A 23858-nucleotide genomic window follows, 5' to 3' on the forward strand; every position below is an offset into this window, starting at 1 on the left:
TGGCGAACGCGAGACACGGAAGATGACAGTCTGATGCGGCGCGCCCACAGCATGGCCTTCGGCAGCGAATTGATGAAGGATGGCGTCCGGTTTGCCCTGTGGGCGCCGACGGCGAAGGACGTGGCCCTCGTCCTGGACGGAACAGATCACGCGATCCCGGATGCTGGCGAGGGATGGCGTGAAGTGACGGTGCCGGGGACCCGAAGCGGCGCGCGATACGGCTACCGCATCGATGGCGACCTCGTGGTGCCGGATCCTGCATCGCGTTTTCAACCGGACGACGTTTCGGGGCTGAGCGAGGTCATCGACCCGCGAGCCTATGAATGGACCGATTCCGACTGGACCGGACGTCCGTGGGAAGAGGTGGTCCTGTACGAGGTGCATGTGGGCACCGCGACCCCCGAGGGCACTTATGGGGCCCTTGAAGCCAAGCTCGACGATCTGCGCGACCTCGGCGTCACGGCGATCGAGCTTCTGCCGCTCGCCGACTTTCAGGGCACGCGAAACTGGGGCTACGACGGTGTGCTCCCCTATGCACCGGACGGTGTTTACGGTCGTCCGGAAAATCTTAAGCGTCTGATCGACAAGGCCCACAGTCTTGGCCTGATGGTGTTTCTAGATGCGGTGTACAACCACTTCGGCCCGACCGGAAACTATTTGAACGCCTACGCGAAGACGTTCTTCACCGAGCGCCATCAAACCCCGTGGGGCGCGGGGATCAACTTCGACGGTGAGACGAGCGGTCGTGTGGTACGCGACTTCTTCATTGAGAATTCAATCTATTGGCTGGAGGAGTTTCACTTCGACGGCCTGCGCTTCGATGCCGTTCACGCCATTCTCGATGATTCCGATAAGCATTTCATCGGGGAGCTCGCCGAGACCATTCGCGCTCGACTTCCAGGGCGTCACATTCACCTGGTGCTGGAGAACGAGGCCAACCAGGCCCGGTGGCTGGAGCGGAACGCCGATGGGCAGCCGATCCAGCACACTGCCCAATGGGCGGACGACCTTCATCATTGCTGGCACGTGCTGCTGACCGGTGAGGATGCCGGCTACTACGCCAGCTTTGCCGACAAGCCGGTGGCGCATTTGGCTCGCTGCCTGTCAGAGGGCTTCGCCTATCAGGGGGAGCCGTTCCCGACGCTCGACAATCACCCGCGCGGCGAGCCGTCTGCTCACCTGCCGCCCTCGGCCTTCGTCACCTTCCTACAGAACCACGATCAGGTCGGTAATCGGGCGCTGGGCGAACGTCTCAACACTCTCTGCGACCCTGAAAAGCTTGCGCTTGCCCGGGCTGGGCTGTTGCTCAGCCCCCAGATTCCTATGCTGTGGATGGGCGAGGAGTGGTCGGCGACGGCTCCGTTCCTGTTCTTCGTCGATTTCGCGCCGGACGAAGACCTGAACAAAGCCGTCCGCGAGGGGCGGCGTCGGGAGTTCAAGAGCTTTGCAGCCTTTGCCGACGATACGTCGGTGATTCCCGATCCGACGGAGGAAAAGACCTTCACGGATTCCCGTATCGATTGGGCCGAGCGCTCCCAGCCTCAGCATCGCGCTGTGCTCGCGGACACGCGAAACCTCCTCCAGATCCGCCATCAATCCGTCGTGCCTCTCACCAAAACCCGCTACCTTGGTGCCGAAGTGACGCTCCCTCGGCCTGACGTCGTCGACTGCACGTGGAGATACGAGGGTGGCTTCCTGCGGTTCGTCGCCAATGTGGGGACGGACGACTTCGCGGTGGAGCGCGACGGCAGCCAGGTTATCTGGTCGAGCGGGACCGGAAACGGATCGATCGAACTCCCGTCCTGGACGGGTGTCTTCCTGACGGGTGTGAAGTGATGAGCCGCGACCTTGAACGCCTCGCCGACCTCCTCGGCGTCGCTGCCGGCTACACCGATGCCTTCGGGCAGCCCGTCGACACCTCGATCGAAGTTCGGCGCGGCATGATTGCGGCCCTGGGTTTCCCGGTCGGGTCGGACGCGGAGATTGCCGCGAGCCTTGCCGACGTCGAGGCCGTGCGCCGTGGCTTGATCCCGCCATTGATACCCGCAGAGGCACGCCGCGCTGCCAATGTGCCGATCCAAGTGCAAGGTGCCGCCGGAACATTGTCCTGGCGCCTCGAAGATGAGCGGGGACATCACCGCGAGGGTCGCGTCGCCGTCACGGGTGCGAGCTTCGAGCTGCCTCCCCTGACGCCCGGCTATCACCGTCTGAGCGTTCATCTCGGCGACCATCGGTCCGAGTCCTGGGTGATCTCTGCGCCGCAGCGATGCTGGCGTCCCCGGGCTTACGCAGACGAGGGCGCGCGGGACTGGGGACTGGCGGCGCAACTCTACGGATTGCGATCCCCCCACAATCTTGGGATTGGGTCCTATGTCGATGCCGGGCGCGCAGCGCGCGACGCCGGCTTGCGGGGCGCTTCGTTCCTGGGGCTCAGCCCCGTGCATGCGTTGTTCGCGACGGATCGGACCAAGATATCGCCCTATTCACCGTCGTCGCGGCTGTTTCTTGAGACCCTCTTCATCGAGCCCGGCGCGCTTCCGGGCTTCGTCGGGTCGAAGGCCGCGGAACTGCTTGCGTCGATGGCGGATCGGGTCGAGGCCCTGCGCGAGGCCAAGCTCGTCGAACATGCGGGCATCTGGGGCGTCCTTTCCCCGGTCCTGCGCGCTCTTTGGCAGGAATCGGCGGCGCGCGACGGTACGGACGCCCGGTTCGCAGCCTTCCGTGCGGCGGGAGGCAAGGACCTCGAAGCGCATGGGACCTTCGAAGCTCTCGCCGAGCATTACCAGGCGGACGGTGCTCAATGGCTTGGAGACTGGCCTGAGGAGATGCGCCGGAACGGCACCGAAGCGGTGCGCGCTTTCGCGTCCGAGCGGGCGGACGCGGTCACCTATCATATCTGGCTGCAATATCTGGCGGATTCACAGCTCGAAGACGCCGCCAACGCGGCACTCGCCACCGGCATGCGCCTGGGTCTCTACCGGGACCTCGCTGTCGGCGCCGATCGCGGCGGCTCCGAGATTTGGTCGCATCCTGAGCGTTTCGCCAACGGCGTGTCGATCGGTGCGCCGCCGGATCTCCTTGCTCCGAAGGGCCAGGATTGGGGTTTGCCTGCCTTCCATCCGTTGGAGATGGAGCGTGACGGTCTCGCCGCCTTCCGTGCGCTGGTGGTGGCGAACATGCGCCATGCCGGCGCGATCCGCATCGATCACGCTTTCCAGCTCGCGCGCCTGTTCCTGATCCCGGTGGGACGTTCGGCCAAGGAGGGTGCGTATGTCAGCATGCCGTTCGAGCCGATGCTCGCGGTCCTGCGCCTGGAAAGCCACCGGGCCAAGTGCCTCGTCATCGCCGAGGATCTCGGTACGGCCCCGGAGGGGTTCTCCGACGCACTGATGCTGGCCGGCATCCTGAGCTATCGTATCCTCGCCTTCGAGCGGGAGGAGGGTGGTCGCTTCAAGCCGCCGGCGGCCTACCCGCGCGACGCCCTGACGGCGATCACCACCCATGACCTGCCGACCTTTGTCGGTTGGTGGCGGGGTGTCGATACCGATACACGGCAGTCCCTGGGCCTGTACGATTCCGAGCGCGCCGACGCTGAACGTCGCGAGCGCGTGGAGGAGCGCGCCCGTCTGACGGAAGCTCTTGCCGGCGAGCAGTTGCTCCCGAGCTACGATCCGCCCGAGGCGGCACCCTTCGAGGCGGCTGCGCGCTATCTCGGCCGCGCGCCATCGATGCTGACGGCCGTGCAGTACGAGGACGTCGTCTCAGAACTGTCCCAGGCCAATGTCCCAGGCTCCACCGAGGGCTACCCCAATTGGCGGCGCAAGCTTGATCGCACGTTGGAGAGCATCGCGGCTCCGGGCGGCCCGCTGGCGAAGCTCGCGGCTTCGCTCTCGGCCGAGGAACGCGGCCCTCGGTCCGGTGCCGCACGGCTTGCCTCCGCACCACCGCGCGCGACCTACCGCCTCCAGTTTCACAAGGACTTCACGTTCGCGGACGCGGAGAAGATCGTCCCCTACCTCGCCAAACTCGGTATCAGCCACGTCTACGCGTCGCCGATCCAGAAGGCGCGTCCCGGCTCGACGCATGGATACGACATCGTCGATCATTCGACGATCAACCCGGAACTCGGTGGAGAAGAGGGGTTCGCACGGTTCAGCGACGCCCTGCACGGTGCCGGCCTGAAGCTCCTTCTCGATATCGTGCCGAACCACATGGGCGTTGGCGGTGCGGACAATCCCGGGTGGCTGTCGGTGTTGGAATGGGGTGGCCTCTCACCCTCGGCCGAAGCGTTCGACATCGATTGGTCGCGCCTCGGTGCCAAGAACAAGCTCGTGGTGCCCTTCCTGGGCGACCGCTACGGCGAGGCCCTGGAGAAGGGAACGCTGGAGCTGAAGTTCGACGCCGACAAGGGCGCGTTCAGCATCTGGCATTACGAGCACGAATTCCCGATCTGCCCGCTGCAATACCCGACGATCCTGAATCGGTCGCTGGCGGCGCTGGGTGATATCGAGGATGCGGCGGCCCTGGAGGTTCTCGGGATCTCCGAACGTCTGCGCCTGATGGGCGAGGAGACCAACGACGAACGCCGTCGCGCCTTCCCGGCGGAAGCCGAAGAACTGAAGGAACGCCTTGTCGAAGCCGTCGAGGCCTCTCCGGCCATCTCGGCGGCCATCGGGCGAACCCTGAAGCTGCTGAACGGCGCCAAGGGCCACCCGGACAGCTTCGGTCCGCTGCACCGGCTGCTGGAGCAGCAATCCTTCCGGCTCGCGCATTGGCGTATCGCGGCCAGCGACATCAATTACCGCCGTTTCTTCGACGTGAACGGTCTCGCTGGCCTGCGCGTCGAGAAGTCCGAGGTGTTCCAGCGCTCGCACGAAACCATTTTCCGCCACATCGCGGCCGGACGCATCGACGGATTGCGCATCGATCACATCGACGGCCTCGCGGACCCTCTCGGATACGCCCGTGCCCTCCAGGCCGCCATCGGACCTGGCTTCTACGTGGTGGTCGAGAAGATTCTCGAGCCCGGAGAGCGCCTGCGCCCGTGGCCCGTGGCCGGCACCACCGGATACGACGTGCTCAACCATCTCGACGGCATCCTCGTCGACCAGGGCAAGCGCGCCGAAATTCGTAAGCTCTACGAGAGCCGGACGCAGTTCGACGAGCCGTACAAGTTCATGCTTCGGGCGGCGAAAGCGGAAATCCTGGAGATCAGCTTCGCCTCCGAGCTCGAGGTGATGACGTCCGATCTCAAGGGCGTGGCGGATGCCGACCGCCGCACCCGTGATTTCTCGGTCAACGCGATCCGCCGGGCGCTGATCGAGATCATCGCCCGCTTCCCGACCTATCGCAGCTACCTGCCCGGCGACCTCGACGAGAGCGATGTCGAGGACGAGGACGTCCGCCTGATCGAGACGGCCGTGAAGAAGGCTAAGCGCTGGAGCGCCCTGCCGGACCGCTCGGTCCACGACTTCGCCGCAGACGCCATGCTCGGACGCATCGACGTGACGGGGCCAGGTCGGCCCGATCCCGAGGTGATCCTGCGCTTCCGCCGTCGCTTCCAGCAGCTCACCGGTCCGGTCATGGCGAAGAGCCTGGAGGACACGCTGTTCTATCGGTTCGCCGAACTGCTCGCTCTCAACGAGGTCGGCGGCGACCCGGGCGAGTACGGTATCGATGCCGAGCACTTCCATGCGCTTCAGGCCGCGCGGGCTCGCGACTGGCCGAACGCGATGATCACCACCGCAACCCACGACACCAAGCGTGGCGAGGACGCCCGGTCGCGTCTGCTCGCCCTGTCGGAACTACCCGAGGACTGGGCTGCGGCCTGGGACATCTGGACGACGCTTGCCCAACCGCATCTCACCGTGATCGACGAGGAAGCGGTGCCCGATGCCAACGATCAGTGGATGTTCTTCCAAGCCATTCTCGGAGCATGGCCGCTCGAACTGCTGGAACACGACGATGCCGGCGCCATCGAGGACTTCCGAAGCCGCCTGGACGCCTACGCCGATAAGGCGCTTCGGGAATCGAAGCGTCGATCGAGCTGGGTCAACGTCGATGAAGGGTACGAAGGGGCCGTCCACGCTCTCTTCGCCAAGCTGATCGCGCCCGGCTCTGCCTTCCTGACACAGATGCGCCCCTTCGCCGGTCGTCTGGCCCACCTCGGCATGATCGCCGGTCTGGGGCGAACCGTTCTGAAGGTGACGCTGCCCGGCCTCCCGGATACCTACCAGGGCACGGAGTTCTGGGACTTCTCCTTCGTCGATCCCGATAATCGCCGCCCGGTGGACTATCCGGCCCTGTCCCGTGCGCTCGATCAGGAGACATCGGCGGTCGACCTGTTGGCGCATTGGCCGGACGGGCGCGTCAAGCAGGCGACGCTCGCCAAACTGCTGATGGACCGTGCCGCGCGTCCGAGCTTCTACGCGGATGCCGATTATCAGGCGATCCAAGGTTCGGGACCCCGCGCGGATCATGTCATTGCATTCATACGTTCCGATGCGACAACGGGGGAGGGTGACCTCGTGGTCGCCATCCCGCGCCTGATCGCGCGGTTTGTCGGCGATGCGGTTTGGTCGAGCGAGCCTTTTGCCGGCACGAGCCTTTCGGTGACGCCGGGATCGGACTGGGTCGATCTCGTGACCGGTGACGAGATCGTCTCGGACGACGGCCGGATCGAACTCGGACGGGCCTTTGCGCGTCTGCCCTACGCGGTCCTGAAGCGGACCCGCTGAGGATCGATTCAGTGCGTCCCGCAAGCGTGGGGCGCACTGCACGGATGGATACGGGGAAGCGATCGGTCTTCGCCGTCACGGTTGCGCATCCTTCGGACTCGCCTCGTGCGCGTCCCCAAGTCCCTTCACGGTGGGGCCTGGATGGTGATCGCAGGAACGAAATGGAGCACGCATGAACGCACCGAGCCCCGCCACGACCGCCGCCGCGCGGACCGCAGCCGGTCAGGTGCCGCTACCCGCCAGCCTTGCGCCGCGTGCAGAGGGGCCGCGGATCTATAACCTGTTCCCCCTCCTCGTCGGGCGCGTCTCGGCGTGGACCGCAGAGCTTCCGCGCATCGCCGCCCTGGGATTTGACTGGGTCTATCTGAATCCCTTCCACCAGACGGGTGGCTCGCGGAGTCTCTACGCGGTGGCCGACCCGGACCGCCTCGACGAGCGTTTCCGCGATCAGGACGGCACCTCGGACGATGAGCAGATCCGTCGCTTCTGCGCCGCAGCAAGCGCGCAGGGCCTAAGTGTGATGACCGATCTGGTCATCAATCACACCGCCATGGATGGTCCCCTGGCTGCCCAGCGGCCGGATCTGTTCGTCAAGGATGCGGAAGGCAACATCGAAAGTCCCTACGCCGTCGATCCGGATGATCCGTCGAAGCGCACGGTCTGGGGCGACCTTGCCGAACTCGATTACCACGCGGAGGCATCGCGCCGGGAACTCACCGGCCTGTGGTCGGCCTACGTCAACCGCCTGCAGGATCTGGGCGTGCGGGGCTTCCGCTGCGACGCCGCCTACAAGGTTCCGGCGACCGTCTGGTGCGACGTCATTGCGGCCGCGAAGGCGCTGGAATCCGATTGCCTGTTCGCTGCCGAAACGCTTGGTTGCACGTTCGAGGAGGCCCAATCGACGGCCGGAGCGGGCTTCGACTATCTCTTCAACAGCTTCGCCTGGTGGGATCTGAAAGCCTCGTGGGCCCTCGAGCAATACGAACGTCTTCGCGTCATCGCGCCGTCGATCGCTTTTCCCGAGAACCACGACATGGCGCGTCTCGCGGCCGAGCTTGGCGATGATCCGACCGCCATCGCGATGCGGCTGAAGGCGCGCTACGCCTTGTCGGCGTTCTTCTCGGCCGGCGTGCTCATGCCGATTGGGTACGAGTGGGGCTATCGTCGATCCCTCCACGTGGTTGAGACGACCCCGGACACCCGTGAAACCGATACCGGGATCGACATTTCCGGATATGTCGCGGCGATCAACGCTTTGCGCGCGGAACTTCCCGCCGCCAATGTCGAGGGCGCCCAGGCCCGCATCTCATCGCCGGACGCGCCCTATGCGGCGCTGCTCCGCTTCGATACCGGCCACGGCGCGTCGGCCCGCAGCGCCACGCTGATGCTCTACAATCCGACCGACATCTCCGTGGCGGTCGAGCCCGGTGTGTTGCTTGCCCGCGTGGGCGGCGGGCTCGGTGATTTCATCGACCGCACACCGGAGGTGGCACCGATCACGTTCCAGGCCGGCGTCGCCATGGCCCTTGTGCCCGGTGAGGTCAGGATCCTGGCCGCTGATCTCGCTGGGGCGATTCAGGCCCCGGAGCTTTCCACACCCTCGGGGGAAGGGCGGGTGGTGATCGAGGCCGTGATGCCCGAGATCGACGGCGGTCGCTCCCCCGTCAAGCGCGTCGTCGGCGAGAGTGTCCAGGTCACAGCCGACATCTTCAGTGACGGACACGAGATCATCGATGCCGAAATCCTGTCCCGGGTGGTCGGTCAAAGCGATTGGCGCGCCGATCGGATGGTGTTCGTGGACAATGACCGGTGGGGCGGGCACTTTCCGCTCCTCCGTAACGCCCGCTACGAGTTCACCATCCAGGCATGGCGTGACGGGTACTCGTCGTGGGTTCGCGATACGCTGAAGAAGCGCAATGCCGGCGTCGACGTCCGCCTCGAGACGATCGAAGGCGTGACCTTCGTGATGGGCGCGGCGGAAAATGCGCGGGGCTCCGACGGCGACCGGTTGAAGGCCCTCGTTGCGGATCTCGATGCGCAGGAAAGTGGCTCAGCCGCGCAGCTCGACCTGATGCTGGAGCCTGAGAACGCCAGTCTGATCCGCCGCCATGCACCGCGGATCAATCTCTCGCGCTACCCGGTGAACGTGCCGGTGATCGCGGATCGTCTCGCTGCGCGGTTCTCGGCTTGGTACGAAATCTTCCCCCGCTCGCAATCGATGGACGTCACCCGCCACGGCACCTTCGACGATGTCATCCGACGGTTGCCGGAGATCCGCGAACTCGGCTTCGATGTGCTCTACTTCACCCCGATCCATCCGATCGGAAAGACCAATCGGAAGGGCAAAAACAACACCCTGACGGCTCTGCCGGGCGATGTCGGTTCGGTCTACGCGGTCGGTTCGGAGGAGGGCGGGCATGAAGCTGTTCACCCGGACCTCGGCACGCTCGACGATTTCCGTCGTCTCGTGGCCGCCAGTCACGCCTACGGCATGGAGATCGCACTCGATTTCGCGATTCAGTGTTCGCCCGATCATCCCTGGATCAAGAACCACCCGGAATGGTTCGAGTGGCGCCCGGACGGGACGCTCAAGTTCGCCGAGAATCCGCCCAAGAAGTACGAGGACATCTCGAACGTTCACTTCTACGGCGGTGCACTGCCATCGCTCTGGATCGAGCTGCGCGACATCGTGCTGGGGTGGGCCAAGCTCGGAGCCCGTATCTTCCGGGTCGACAATCCGCATACTAAGCCGATCCCGTTCTGGGAGTGGATGATCGCGGAGGTCAATGCCCGCTATCCGGATGTCATCTTCCTGGCCGAGGCCTTCACACGGCCGAAGATGATGAAGAAACTCGCCAAGGCCGGCTACCAGCAGAGCTATACCTACTTCACTTGGCGTGACACCAAGCCGGAACTCATCGCTTATTCGACCGAGCTCGCAGGCGAAATGGGTGAGTATTATCGCCCGAACTTCTTCGCCAACACGCCGGACATCAATCCGATCTATCTCCAGACGAGCGGACGTTCGGGGTTCGTCATACGAGCCACCCTGGCCGCGACTCTCTCCAGTGTCTGGGGCATCTACAACGGCTTCGAAATGTGCGAGGCCGAGCCCTATCCGGGGAAGGAAGAGTACCTCAATTCCGAGAAGTACGAGCTGAAGGCCTGGGACTATCACCGGCCCGGCAACATCCGCGATCACATCATCAAGCTGAACCACATCCGGCGCGACAATCCGGCCCTGTGGGATTTCCGGAACGTTACTTTCACGGGCGCCTACAACGATCAGATCATCGGCTACGCCAAGATCACGCCCGACGGTGACAACTGCATCTTCGTTCTCGTCAACCTCGATCCGCGGAACCGGCAGGAATGCACCTATGAGGTGCCCCTGTGGCTGCTGGGCCAGCCCGACGACGGCGCCGTCGAAGTCGAGGATCTGCTGCTCGGATACAAGTTCGAGCTACGTGGAAAATCGCATCGGATCGCCCTCGATCCTGCCGAGCGTTCGACGGTGATCTGGCGCCTCCGGGCACCAATCCGGGTCGCGTGACCCGCGTGGCGCCAACAGCAAAAAACCCGGCGATCGGATTCGATCGTCGTGGTATCGCCTCAGTGTCGGCGCCTACACACGCCGTGGACGGTACGCATGGTCGCCTCTTGCAAGTGGCCGATGCGGAGACTCCGAAGACGCCCTTGAACTCGACGTATGAGGCAACGACGCGATGATCGATCGCAGCGATCCGCAATGGTACCGTGACGCCATCATCTACCAGATCCACGTCAAGTCGTTCTTCGACTCCAATAATGACGGGATCGGCGATTTCGAGGGCCTGACGCAGAAGCTTGACTATGTCCGTGACCTTGGCGTCACGGCCATATGGCTGATGCCGTTCTACCCGTCGCCGCTGCGTGACGATGGGTACGACATCGGCGACTATCGCGAGGTAAATCCCTCCTACGGGACGATGGAGGAGTTCCGGAAGTTCGTGGACGCTGCGCACGAGCGTGGCCTGCGCGTCATCACGGAGCTCGTCATCAACCACACCTCGGATCAGCATCCTTGGTTCCAGCGCGCGCGTGAGGCGCCGGCCGGCAGCCCCGAGCGCGACTTTTACGTCTGGTCCGATACCGATACGCCGTACTCCGACACGCGCATCATCTTCCTCGATACCGAGGTTTCGAACTGGACTTGGGACCCGGTCGCCAAGCAATATTTCTGGCATCGCTTCTACAGCCACCAGCCCGATCTGAACTTCGACAACCCGGCCGTTCTGGAGGCCGTGATCGAGGTCATGCGCTACTGGCTCGACATGGGTGTCGACGGCCTGCGTCTTGATGCGATTCCCTATCTCATCGAGCGCGACGGCACGAATTGCGAGAACCTGCCGGAGACCCACACGGTCATCAAGGCGATCCGCGCCGCCCTCGATGCGAGCTATCCGGATCGGATGCTGCTGGCGGAAGCCAATCAGTGGCCGGAGGAAACCGCCCAGTATTTCGGCGACGGCGACGAGTGCCACATGGCATTCCACTTCCCGCTGATGCCGCGCATGTACATGGCGATCGCCCGCGAGGACCGGCACCCGATCACCGATATCATGCGGCAAACCCCGGAAATCCCGGAGGGCTGCCAATGGGCGATCTTCCTGCGCAACCACGACGAGCTCACCCTCGAGATGGTGACCGCCGAGGAGCGCGATTACCTGTGGTCGTTCTATGCCGCGGAGCGTCGCGCCCGGATCAATCTCGGCATCCGGCGTCGTCTTGCACCCTTGCTGGAGAACGATCGGCGCAAGATCGAGCTGATGAAGTCCCTCGTCCTGTCGATGCCGGGCACGCCCGTGCTCTATTACGGCGACGAGATTGGCATGGGCGACAACATCTATCTCGGTGACCGCGACGGTGTGCGCACGCCGATGCAATGGTCGCCGGACCGCAATGGCGGCTTCTCCCGCGCCAACCCGCAAAAACTGTTCCTGCCTTCGGTGCAGGACCCGATCTACGGCTTCGACGCCATCAACGTCGAGGCGCAGACCCAGTCGCAGACCAGCCTGCTGAACTGGACGCGCCGCATGATCGCGATCCGCAACAATTCGGTCGCCCTCGGGCGCGGCGGGATGCAGTTCCTGTATCCGTCGAACCGGAAGGTGCTGGCTTGGATTCGCGAGTTCGAGGGTGAGCGCGTGCTCTGCGTCGCCAACCTGTCGCGCGCGCCGCAGGCGGTGCAGCTCGACCTGTCGGAACTGCGCAATGCCGTGCCGATCGAGTTGACCGGAGGTTCCGAGTTCCCGGCGATCGGCGAGCTGCCCTATCTGCTGACGCTGCCGTCTTATGGCTTCTACTGGTTCTCGTTGAGTGCCGCGAACACCGGCACCATCGGTCCGCAGCCGGAACTGCCGGAGTTGTTCACGCTGGTGCTGACGGGCGGTATCGAGACCCTGATGGCGGGACGCGAGCGGACCGCCTTCGAGCGCACGGTCGCGCCGCGCTTCATCGCCACCCGGCGCTGGTTCGCCGCCAAGGGCTCACGCATCAAGTCGGTTCAGGTCACGGACAGCGCGGCCCTGAAGGACAACGCCGGCGAGGCTCGGTTCCTTCTGCCGCGTGTTGCCGTCCATCTCTCGACGGGCGAGCGGCAGGATTATTTCGTGCCGGTCGCGGTCGACGAGGGCCGCGAGGAGGAGGCGATGCTGCAGCATGCCGTCGCGCGGGTTCGCCGCGGGCCGCGCACAGGCTTGCTGCTCGGCGCGGCCGCCTCGCCGTCCTTCGCCATCTCGATGATCGAAGGTATGCGCGAGGGACGCGAGATCGCCACCGAAACCGGGCGTCTGGTGTTCTCGACCACCTCGGCCTTCGATCCCGACATCACCTTCGAGGCCAGCGAGGTTCGCTCGCTGAATGCCGAGCAGAGCAACACGTCGATCGCCATCGGCTCGAAGATGATGCTCAAGCTCCTGCGACGCCTGCAGACGGGTATCCATCCCGAGATCGAGGTCGGACGCTTCCTCACCGAGACCGCGCATTTCACCAATACGCCCGCTTTGCTCGGCGTGCTCGAGCACGTCGATGCCAAGGGCACTCGGACGGCGCTCGCGGTGCTGCAAAAGTTCGTCCCGAATCAGGGCGATGCCTGGACGCTGATGCTGGAGGGCCTCCGGCGCGACTTCGACACGGTGGTGCTCGCGCCTGAGAGCGAGGCTCCGTCACCCGCCGAAGCCTTCGAGACGCATCTGCGCTGGGCGATCCTGCTCGGACGTCGGACGGCTGAGATGCACAACGCCTTCGCGGTCGAAACCGACGATCCGGCCTTCGCGGCCGAACCGTTCGACCATTCCGACCTGTACGCCCTCGGCGACGACACCCGCCGTCAGGCCGAGCGGGCGTTCCGCGGTCTGGATGCGCTCGCGGGACGCGCCTCGAACGCGGCCAGCACCGAATTGGCCGGACGTCGGCACGAGGTCGAGGCTGCGATCGAGACCCTGACCGCGCGGCCACCGCTCGGAGCAATGAAGACCCGCATCCACGGCGACTACCACCTCGGTCAGGTGCTGGCGGCCGAAGACGACCTCATCATCGTCGATTTCGAGGGCGAGCCCTCGCGGCCGTCCGAGGAACGCCGCATCAAGTCGACGCCCCTGCGCGATGTCGCCGGTATGCTGCGCTCCTTCGCCTATGGGGCCGAGACAGTCACCCGTGGCATCGCCGCCCGCTTCTCGGATTCCGAGGAGAGGGCGCGACGCGCCTCGATCGCGTGGCGCGACATGATCGATGCGGCCTACCTGGACGGGTATCGCGAGGCCGTTTCGGTGAGCCGGGCTGCGGTCACCGATCCGGAGACCGAGAGCCGGCTGCTGAAGCTCTCGATCCTCACGAAGGCGCTCTACGAAGTCGATTACGAAGCCAACAATCGTCCGGACTGGATCGAAATCCCCGCCCGTGGGGTTCTCAACATTCTGGATGAAATCAAGAGAGGCGTTTGAATGATGGGCATCGACGAGACGTTCGCGAGCAGGACCGGCCAGATGTCCGGCACCTCCGGATCGACGGACGTTACGCCCGTTGCCACCCGGTCGCCGCACGCAGCGGCGTCCGATACTGGGTCTCTGCACCCGGACGCCATCGCCGCCATCATGGCGGCGAACCACGGCGATCCCTTCTCGATCCTCGGCCCACATCAGGCCGGAACCGGACAATGGGAAGTGCGCGCGGTTCTGCCGGAAGCCAAATCCGCGACCCTTCTCGTCGGGGTTCAGCGGATTCCCTTCGAGCGCAAGCACCCGGATGGCTTCTTCGTCGCGCGCGTGCCGAGCGAGGGCCGTCCGCTCTACGAACTGATCGTGGAGACCTGGGATGGTGTCGAGCGATCGCGCCATGATCCCTACGGGTTCGGATCATCGTTGCGCCAGGAGGATATCGACAATCTCCGGGAGGTTGGCAGCAATGTCACCTACCGCATCCTCGGCGCGCAGCATCGCTCGGTCGATGGGATCGATGGCTTCCGTTTCGCCGTCTGGGCGCCGAATGCACGGCGCGTCAGCGTCGTCGGCGATTTCAACAACTGGGACGGCCGGCGCCATCCCATGCGCCTGTGGCAGAATGGCGGAATCTGGGAACTGTTCATTCCCGGTCTGACCGCAGGCGTTCACTACAAGTACGAGATTCGCGGCGCCGACGGGTCGGTCCTGCCACTCAAGGCGGATCCCGTCGCCTTCGCGGCGCAGAAGCCGCCGGAGACCGCGTCCGTCCTTCAGGGGACGAATGACCCGGATTGGCAGGACGCGCATTGGATGGCGACCCGGGGCGAGAAAGACCCGCGCCATATCCCGATCTCGATCTATGAGGTGCACCTCGGCTCCTGGGCGCGGGTCGCCGAGGAGGGCAATCGCTACCTCACTTATCGGGAATTGGGCGAGCGCCTGATCCCCTACGTGAAGGAGATGGGCTTCACCCATATCGAGATGCTCCCGATCACGGAGTTCCCGTTCGACGGATCGTGGGGATACCAGCCGGTCTCGCTGTTCGCGCCGACCAGCCGTTTCGGCACGCCGGACGATTTCGCGGCCTTCGTGGACGTCGCTCACGCGGCCGGCATCGGCGTGATGCTCGATTGGGTACCGGGGCACTTCCCGCTCGACGCCCACGGGCTTGGCCAGTTCGACGGAACGCACCTTTACGAGCACGCCGATCCGCGCCAGGGATTCCATCAGGACTGGGGAACCTACATCTATAATTTCGGTCGGACGGAGGTTTCGAGCTTCCTGGCCGCCAATGCGCGGTTCTGGCTCGAGCACTATCACCTCGACGGACTGCGCGTGGATGCGGTCGCGTCGATGCTGTACCTCGACTATTCGCGCCGGCAGGGCGAGTGGATCCCGAACCGCTACGGCGGCAACGAAAACCTCGATGCCATCGAGTTCCTGCGCAAGACCAATGAGGCGACCTACGCCCATGCCCCCGGGACCCTCACGGTGGCAGAAGAGTCGACCTCATGGCCGGGGGTGTCACACCCGACCTATACCGGCGGTCTCGGCTTCGGCTTCAAGTGGAACATGGGGTGGATGCACGACACCCTGAACTTCGTGTCCAAGGAAACCATTCACCGGCGCTACCACCATCACGACCTGACTTTCGGTCTGCTCTACGCGTTCTCAGAAAACTTCATCCTGCCGCTGTCCCATGACGAAGTCGTCCACGGGAAGGGCTCGCTCCTCGGCAAGATGCCGGGGGATCGCTGGCAGAAGTTCGCGAACCTGCGTGCCTATTACGGCTTCATGTGGGGTCACCCCGGGAAGAAGCTCCTCTTCATGGGCTGCGAGTTCGGCCAGGAGAAGGAGTGGAACCACAACCAGAGCCTCGACTGGCATCTCCTGAACGATGGGATGCACCAGGGCGTCAAGGATCTGATCCGCGATCTCAACCACCTCTACGCCGCGACACCTGCCCTGCACGAGCGCGACACCGAGGCGGGCGGATTCCAATGGTTGGTGGCCGATGACCAGGACAACAGCGTGATCGCCTGGGCCCGCAAGGGTCGGGAGTCCGATGCACTCGCGATCGTGGTGTCGAATTTCACGCCGGTGCCCCGTGAGGGCTATCGCATCGGCGTTCCCGCCTCGGGGTTCTATCGGGAAGCAATCAACTCCGATGCGGAGCGCTATGGCGGCTCGAACGTCGGCAATATGGGCGGTGTTCATGCGGAAGCGGTCGAGAGCCACGGTCAGCCTTTCTCCGTGACGCTGACGATTCCGCCCCTGGCGACCACGATTTTCGTGCGCGAGTCGGCTTAGACCGAAATCGGGCGCCGGCCTCGGGTCCTGGCGCCCGGCCGGCGTGTGACGTGTCGCTTCACGCGCCGGCGGACGAAACTCGAAGGGGAAGACCGCCTGCCGCCGGTCGGTTGCAACCAAATGAACAATCGCGTCCGGGCTGCTGAGGCGCCACCCGACGCGACCAACTGGGTGTGCCGCTCTGCGAGGGGCCACTTACCCTCGCCAACCGAGGGCGTGTGGCCGTGAGGAGGACGAGCGCGGAGACGATGATGATCGGGTCGAAGTCCTCGCCCAGGATCGCCGTCGAGGGTCCGTTGCCGAGAACTGGCGTCGTGGGGAGGCCAAGAGAAACCTCTGCCGCGGGCAACCGGCGTTTCCCGATTGTCATCGCACATAAGCTTAGCGCCGCTTAGGTTATTCTTCCCTGCGTTCGCGGATAGGTTGCCGATGCAGGTTGGACATCACGATGCGGTCTGTAGACTGAGCACGTCTGTCCGACGGGTTCAGTGAATGACCTGCCTCACGCGTGGGTTCATCCGACGATGTGACGAGGACGGATCGTTGCAATTCAGGAGGAACGAGGCGCGCCATGACCGATGACACCCCCGAAATCGCCCTGGTGCGGCTGTTCTTTCAACGCGTCAATGACGATCGCTTCGATGATGCAATCAACCTCCTGGCCGAGGATGTATTTTACCACAATATCCCGTTGCCGGAGATCCGTGGCCGGGAGAACGCGCGCAGCTTCCATAAGGCCTTCGGTGTCGGAAGCCGCATTCGCGTCGACTGGCAGATCCTGCGCATGGGGCAGGATGGCGATACTATTCTGACCGAGAGACTGGATTTGTTCATGGATCGGAACGGCGGCCGCATCACGCTCCCCACCATGGGCAGCATGCGCGTCAATGATGGAGCAATCAGGGAATGGCGTGACTATTTCGATCTGGCCAGCTTCGAGCAACAGGCCGCGGCCCTAGACGCATAATCCCTGACGTACCGCTCAGACGCCGGCGTGCGGCGCCTCGCGTTCCGACACAGAGAGCGCCGCAATCAGGCCGTTGAGCCTGGCGAGCGTCCGCCGGCACAGCAAGCTCTCGCAAGGTGATCGGTCCGCGCGCTGCCCCACTCGGACGTTCGATGCGGGTATCACGCGTCAATTTCCGTGACGCTACGTCTCAGAAGTCGATCCATTCAGATTGATAGACTGTTTAACGCGTCAAAATGTCGGTTGCGTGAAGGATTTTCCCTCGATTGGCCCCGATCCGCGTGCGGTTTGCGGTCCACTCATTGGACGCTCCCCGCGCAAGCGAGAACCGGCGAAGGATATTCGCCGGTTCTCGCATCGATCCGATTCTGAAAGGGTCAGGCTGCGCGAAGTCGCAGGCCGACCGCGTTGCCGAATGCGCGCGCGTAGAGCGACGAGTAGTTCTGAGCGGCTTGATCCCAGGTGAAGTCACGCGACATGGCGTGGCGCCGCATCGCGTTCAGGCGCTTCTTCTGTGCGAAGGTGTCGAAGGCGCGTCGGATCGCACTGGAAAACCCACGCGGCGACGCCTCTCCGAAGATGAATCCCGTCACGCCGTCCTCGACCGTATCGGCGAGGCCGCCTGTTCGATGAACGATCGGAAGCGAGCCGAAGCGCTGCGCGTACATCTGAGCCAGTCCGCAGGGCTCGAAGCGAGACGGCATGAGTAGAAAGTCGCTGCCGGCAAACATGCGGCGCGCATCCTTCTCCGCGAAACCGACATGAACGCCGACGGATGACGGATGGCGGCGTGCCAGATCCCGTAAGGCGCCCTCGAACCGACCTTCGCCTTGACCGATGACGACCAGCTGGCCCCCTTCGGCGATGATCGACTCCGCAGCCCCCAGGCTGAGGTCGATCCCTTTCTGATGAACGAGCCGGGATACGATCGCGAAGAGCGGTCCTCGTGAGACGGCGAGCCCGAACTGACGGCGGACCGTCTCCGCATTGGCTCGCTTGCCCTTCCAGTCATCGACCTCGAAACGGGCTGCGAGATGCGGATCGGTGCGCGGATCCCAGCTCTCGTCGATGCCGTTCAGGATGCCGGCGAGGCGCCCCTGCGCCGCGCGGGTCCGCAGCAGGCCGTCGAGACCACATCCCGCTTCCGGTGTGATGATCTCCCGGGCGTAGGTCTGACTGACCGTCGTGACGTGGGAGGCGTAGTACAGGCCGGCTTTGAGGAAGGAGATCTGGCCGTAGAATTCCACCCCGTCCATCTGGAATGCGTCTTCCGGTACACCGAGGCGTGCCAAGCTTTCCCGCGGAAACACGCCCTGGTACGCCAGATTGTGGACCGTCAGGATGCTGGGCACCTGCACGCCGCCCCAAGCGAGATAGGCTGGCGCTAAAGCGGCCTGCCAATCGTTCAGATGAAGCAGGTCGGCTGCCCAGACCGGATCAATCCCACGGGCGATCTCCGCGGCGGCGAGGCTCAAGCGCGCAAAGCGAATATCGTTGTCGTCGAAGTCACCCTGCGCAGTACCGTAAGGGGTCCCGTCGCGCTGATAGAGATCGGCGTTCAAGATCACGTATACTTGAAGTCCGTCCCCGGTTTCGACGAGGCCGAGTTCGCAGGGGGGAACCCCGGCGTGACCTGGCAGGTGGGCGACGACAGGAATGTGTTCGAACTGATCCACAACCTGACGATAGCCGGGGATCAGTACGCGGACGTCGTAATGCTTGCGGAGAGCTCTCGGAAGTGAGCCGGCAACTTCGCCAAGACCACCCGTCTTGACGAAATCGGCCATCTCTGGCGTGGCAAAAAGAATACGAGGCTGAAGATGATGGCGGGATCGGAGATAAGCGTGGGCGTCGAAGTGATCGGAGCGATCCGATAGGTTCATAAAATCGTTCCCGCGTCGAGCGTTGGGCGGGAACGGACAAGAAGAGCCCAGCATCGACGTTACCCTCGCGAACGCCCGAGAACAGCCTTTGTTCCGTTGCGTCGCACAATTCAGGCCAAGTTCAGAAGTTATTTTGAACCTGCCGATGGATTCGGAGGAATACGGGGTCTTTCCCCATCGTGTCCCCTTCGGATGGAAGCGATGCAGGCACCGGTCTTAAGAAGCGGTTCACGGTCATAGCGTGCCGCTCCGAGGTGGATCTCACGATCGTTCCCACCGCTTTTCGGCGATGCAAACGGGTTTGCGCACGCCGGCGTGATGCACTGCATCGACGATCGCCAGCGTCCTGGTTCTTGCAGCCACGGTCGGGAATCCTGCCGGAAAAACGGCCCCTGTCGGACGATCGATCCGCGTCGCTTCCTTTGGTCTGCCGTGCTGCCCGGCGCAGGCCCGCGTCCGGCACCGCTGACCTCGTTCAGACAATATTCCAACGTTGTGTCGTCTCATTCCCATGCGGACTAAGTCTTGCCGACGCAGCCGGGGTCTCGCAGTCTCGCGCGTGCGGTCTGGCCGGAAGGCTGGAGATCGGCATGGGACTGGATCGGACGTCATAGGGGGGCTGGATGAGGGCATGCTCGGACAAGCCACCGTCTGCATCCTGAGAGCTCAATGTCGGCGCTGTGTCTTAACAGGTCCGAGGAACCCCAGATGGCCGGGTGCGCGCGGTTCTTCTCGCGTGGTCGACGAAATCGGGATGGATCATAGGACACGACGAATGAACGAGGCCGCGCACAGAACGGGACGGGGAGGCGGCATGATGGCCACGGGCGTCGCGCCGAAGCCTCTGTCCCCTGTGAACGGCTAAGATGGGGGGCTAGACACGTGTTGAATGACAAATTGATCCGACGGGATACTGGTGAGATCGGCGTACCGGTCGACGCCAGAGAAATGACCGGCCGAACGGAGAGGACGGGCGTACCGGACCGCCGTTCGCCGACGGCGCGGCTTTCGGGCGATCCCGTCGCCGACCTGCGCGAGGCGATTCTCGCCAAGCTGACCTATGTCATTGGCAAGTCACCCCGGACCGCCCGCGACCGGGATTGGTTTGCGGCGACGGCCCTGGCGTTGCGTGATCGCGTCGTCGACGCGTGCATCGACGGTGAATCCAGCACGCCGAACAAGCGCGTCTATTATCTGTCGCTCGAGTTTCTCATCGGACGTCTTCTCTCCGACGCCATGAACAATCTCGGTCTCGTCGAGACGACGCGCGCGGCTTTGCGCGACCTCGGCATCGACCTCGGAGACGTGGAGGCGGCGGAGCCGGATGCCGCACTTGGCAACGGCGGTCTTGGACGCCTGGCGGCCTGCTTCATGGAAAGCATGGCGAGCCTGTCGATTCCGGCTATCGGCTACGGCATCCGCTACGATCACGGCCTCTTCCGGCAGACGTTGGAGGACGGCTGGCAGAAGGAGGCGCCCGAAACCTGGCTGGCCGAGGGAAATCCCTGGGAGTTCGCGAGGCCCGAGGCGACCTACACGATCGGATTCGGCGGCCATGTCACCATGTCGTCGATCTCCGAAGGGATGATCCGCCGCCAGTGGCATCCGGCCGAGACGGTGAGGGCCGTGGCACACGACGTGCCGGTGGTCGGATGGCGCGGCCGTCACGTCAACACCCTGCGCCTGTGGAAGGCCGAGGCCGAAACCGCCCTCGAGCTCGAGCGCTTCAACGGTGGCGACCATGTCGGTGCCGTGGCGGGTCGTGCGCGGGCCGAGGCCATCTCCCGCGTCCTGTATCCGAGCGATTCGTCCGCCGAGGGACAGGAACTGCGTCTTCGCCAGGAATACTTCTTCACCTCGGCCTCGTTGCAGGATCTCGTCCGCCGCCATGTCGTCGAGCGGGGCGACGTGCGGTCTCTCCCGGATCACGCGGCGATCCAGCTGAACGACACGCATCCGGCCATCGCCGTACCGGAGCTGATGCGCCTCCTCCTGGAGGACCATGGTTTCAACTGGGAGGACGCCTGGTACGTCACCACCCATACGCTCGGCTACACCAACCATACCCTCCTGCCCGAGGCGCTGGAGACGTGGCCGGTGGAGCTGCTGGAGCGTGTCCTGCCGCGTCACATGCAGATCATCTATCTGATCAACTGGATGCATCTCGAAGAGCAGGGCAAGCAGGGCCGCGGCAGCGCCGAGCAACTGGCCGCCGTCTCCCTCATCGACGAGTCTCATGGAAAGCGTGTGCGCATGGGGCATCTCGCCTTCCTCGGCGCTCGCCGCGTGAACGGCGTTTCGGCCCTTCACACCGATCTCATGCGCACCACGGTCTTCAAGGAACTGCACGCCCTCGACACCGACAAGATCGTCAACAAGACCAACGGCATCACCTTCCGACGCTGGCTTCACAACGCCAACCCGGAGCTGACCGCGCTCGCCGTCGAAGCGCTGGGACCCGAGGTTCTCGACACGCCCGCACTCCTGTCGACGCTGGCCGATGTCGCTTCGGACGCGAATTTTCAATCGCGCTACAGCGCCATGCGCAGGGCCCGGAAGATCGCGCTCGCCCAGGTGGTCGCCGATCGCACCGGTATCGCGATCGATCCTTCGGCTCTGTTCGACGTTCAGATCAAGCGCATCCACGAATACAAGCGCCAACTCCTCAACGTGATCGAGACGGTGGCGCTCTACCAGGCCATCAAGGCCGATCCGAAGAAGGATTGGACGCCGCGCGTGAAGATCTTCGGCGGCAAGGCGGCGCCGAGCTATGTCCAGGCCAAGCTCATCATCAAGCTCGCCTGCGATGTCGCCAAGGTCGTCAACGCGGACCCGGACGTGGCCGGTCGCCTGAAGGTGGTCTTCCTGCCGAATTATTCCGTCAGCCTGGCCGAGACGATCATCCCGGCGGCGGACCTCTCGGAGCAGATCTCGACGGCGGGGATGGAAGCCTCCGGCACCGGAAACATGAAGCTGGCGCTCAACGGCGCGCTCACCATCGGCACGCTGGATGGGGCGAACATCGAGATCCGCGACCATGTCGGGCCCGAGAACATCTTCATCTTCGGGCTGGACGCGGCCGGCGTGCAAGCGCGCCTCGCCGAGCCCGGCTATGCCGCTGCGGCCATCGACGCGTCACCGCGGCTCAAGGCAGCGCTCGACCTCATCGCGGGCGGGGCCTTCTCTCCCGAAGAACCCGCACGCTTCCACCCGATCGTCGAGGATCTGCGCCACAACGACCGTTACCTGGTGACCGCGGATTTCGACGATTACTGGCGGGCGCAGCGGGCCGTCGACGGAGCCTGGAGCAATCCATCGCTCTGGTGGCGGACGGCGATCCTCAACACGGCCCGGATGGCGTGGTTCTCATCCGACCGTTCGATGCGGGAATATGCCGACGAAATCTGGGGCATCCGCGTCCCTTGAGCCGCGTCCCCTGAGCCGTGTGCGTCCAGCCCTGCCGCGCGGCGCTGGACGCGCAACCGCCGGATCGGCTCGTCAAACGCCACAGGGCGCATCCTTTCACGGGATGCGCCCTGTGGCGTTGAGGCTTCCGGATCGCGGCGCCGGTCAGATGCCGGCGTCGATCAGGATCGGATGACACCGGGCGCCCATCTTGGCGGCCAGAACCTCGACCGCCCCGACCGTCGAGGCATCGCCGGCGACATGGACGACGTCCGTGCTGCGCAGCGAGGGCAGGTGCGCCGTCAGCGGACCGGGCCGCACTTCCGGGGGGCGTTGGCGGGTCCGGTCGGACACCGAAACGATCTGCGTGACGCCGGTGGCACGAAGCCAATCGAGCGCGGGGCGCATGTAGAGGTCGAGGGGATTGCGGGCACCGACGAGGAGAACGATGTCGCGGGCCGGCTCGATGTAACGGGCCGCATGCGCGATCGACCAGATCGGGCCGAAGCCGGTCTCGGCGGCCACAAGCACCAGACGTCCGCCGCCGGACCGGTAGAAGCCGCGCCCGACGGGGCCTTTGATTTTCACCGGCTGATCAAGCGCGAGGGCTTCGATCAGTTCATGCCCGAGGCCGAACCCATCCCGTTCCTGGCGGATGTGAAAAACGAGCTCGTTCAACTCGGCCGAGCCGTCGACGCGAAGGGTCGGGCTCAAGGTCACCGGGGCGAAGCCCGCGAAGGTGATCTCGACCCCGTGCCCCGGCTCCAGAGCCAGTCGGCGGGTGATCGTGACGACGACCTGGAAGGTCTGAGGACCGACGGCGGAGATCTCCGTCACGGTTCCGACACGCTTCTGCACGGCGGCCGGTCGCGTCGGCAAGGCGAACCGTTGCGGCGGATCGATCGCGGCGGCGCGGGGCAGAGAGAGCTTGAGCGCCTCACCCCGATGCGCACGGCTCTGGGCGCGACGCGGGGCGGGGCCTGCACCCTGACCGCCGAGCCCCAGGGCAGGGGCGATCATTCCATCGGCAAGGGCTGCTTCCAGCGGCGTATCACCCGTGGATACGCGGACGGACTTGCCGTTGACGACGAGCGAACAACGGGCGCTCATGGTCGTCCTTCGTTGAGAGAAACAGAGAGGGAGAGGCTTGGCGGGGTCCGCGAACCGACGCGTCAGCGCAGTTCGGTCAGGAGATGATCGACGAGGGCCGCCCAGCGATCGCGCACGGCTTGCGCCTCCGGTGTGAGAGGCTCCGCGGCATCGATCCGGCTGATACAGGCGCGAAGCCGCTCGGCCTCGCGGCGCTCCGCGCCAAGAACCGCTTTCATCACCATGACTTCCGCCTTGAGCTGGGACGTTTCGGCGGAGGCCGAAACACTCCTGCCCGCGGCCACGGCCGGGATGGACGTCGCAAGGGCCGGAGCGACGTCCTCGACGACCCGGATCGGACGCGCCATCAAGCGCCGAACGATGCCCGTGTCGATCTCATCGTCCACGATCCGCAACGCAGCCTGCGCCATCACGCCATCTCCTTCGGCTGGCTCATCGAGCTTCGCCGCCACTCTCTCGAACGTAA

At 64.5% G+C, this 23858-nt stretch carries 10 protein-coding genes; 7 read left to right on the top strand and 3 right to left on the bottom strand.

Going from position 1 to position 23858, the window contains the following annotated elements:
* The first annotated feature begins 33 nt into the window (after positions 1 to 33).
* The 6 genes from treZ to ASF57_RS20190 all read left to right on the top strand — a co-directional run bounded on the left by treZ (position 34) and on the right by ASF57_RS20190 (position 16994).
* Entirely contained in the window at positions 34 to 1836 is a 1803-nt protein-coding gene (gene treZ, locus ASF57_RS20165; protein WP_056486631.1) for a malto-oligosyltrehalose trehalohydrolase, read from the top strand.
* Positions 1836 to 6737: a malto-oligosyltrehalose synthase gene (locus ASF57_RS20170; protein ID WP_056486633.1), complete on the top strand. Its 4902-nt coding sequence runs from the start codon at positions 1836 to 1838 to the stop codon at positions 6735 to 6737. The genes treZ and ASF57_RS20170 overlap by 1 nt, the downstream gene beginning before the upstream one ends.
* Positions 6738 to 6909: 172 nt before the next feature.
* Positions 6910 to 10290 carry a maltotransferase domain-containing protein gene (locus ASF57_RS20175; protein ID WP_056486635.1) on the top strand — a complete coding sequence of 1127 codons (3381 nt, stop codon included), beginning with the start codon at positions 6910 to 6912 and terminating at the stop codon, positions 10288 to 10290.
* A gap of 172 nt (positions 10291 to 10462) precedes the next feature.
* On the top strand, positions 10463 to 13720 hold the full coding sequence (treS, locus tag ASF57_RS20180) for a maltose alpha-D-glucosyltransferase (RefSeq protein ID WP_056188401.1): 3258 nt from the start codon (positions 10463 to 10465) through the stop codon (positions 13718 to 13720).
* Positions 13721 to 16027, top strand: coding sequence for a 1,4-alpha-glucan branching protein GlgB (glgB, locus tag ASF57_RS20185; RefSeq protein WP_056486637.1), 2307 nt, complete (start codon positions 13721 to 13723; stop codon positions 16025 to 16027).
* A gap of 571 nt (positions 16028 to 16598) precedes the next feature.
* Positions 16599 to 16994 carry a limonene-1,2-epoxide hydrolase family protein gene (locus ASF57_RS20190; protein WP_056486639.1) on the top strand — a complete coding sequence of 132 codons (396 nt, stop codon included), beginning with the start codon at positions 16599 to 16601 and terminating at the stop codon, positions 16992 to 16994.
* A gap of 377 nt (positions 16995 to 17371) precedes the next feature.
* Here the strand turns inward: ASF57_RS20190 and glgA are convergent, their stop codons facing one another.
* Complete coding sequence (gene glgA / locus ASF57_RS20195; RefSeq protein ID WP_056486641.1) at positions 17372 to 18877, bottom strand: glycogen synthase GlgA; 1506 nt, start codon at positions 18875 to 18877, stop codon at positions 17372 to 17374.
* Between the two features lie 948 nt (positions 18878 to 19825).
* Between glgA and ASF57_RS20200 the strand changes: the two genes are divergently transcribed.
* Positions 19826 to 22303, top strand: coding sequence for a glycogen/starch/alpha-glucan phosphorylase (locus tag ASF57_RS20200; protein WP_056486644.1), 2478 nt, complete (start codon positions 19826 to 19828; stop codon positions 22301 to 22303).
* A gap of 144 nt (positions 22304 to 22447) precedes the next feature.
* Here the strand turns inward: ASF57_RS20200 and ASF57_RS20205 are convergent, their stop codons facing one another.
* Both ASF57_RS20205 and ASF57_RS20210 read right to left on the bottom strand, forming a co-directional pair.
* Positions 22448 to 23392 (bottom strand): hypothetical protein, encoded by a 945-nt coding sequence (locus ASF57_RS20205; RefSeq protein ID WP_056486646.1) that lies wholly within the window; start codon positions 23390 to 23392, stop codon positions 22448 to 22450.
* Positions 23393 to 23454: 62 nt separating this feature from the next.
* Positions 23455 to 23802, bottom strand: coding sequence for a hypothetical protein (locus ASF57_RS20210; protein ID WP_056188386.1), 348 nt, complete (start codon positions 23800 to 23802; stop codon positions 23455 to 23457).
* Positions 23803 to 23858 lie beyond the last annotated feature (56 nt).

Source organism: Methylobacterium sp. Leaf117 (genome assembly GCF_001422985.1).
Lineage (GTDB): Bacteria > Pseudomonadota > Alphaproteobacteria > Rhizobiales > Beijerinckiaceae > Methylobacterium.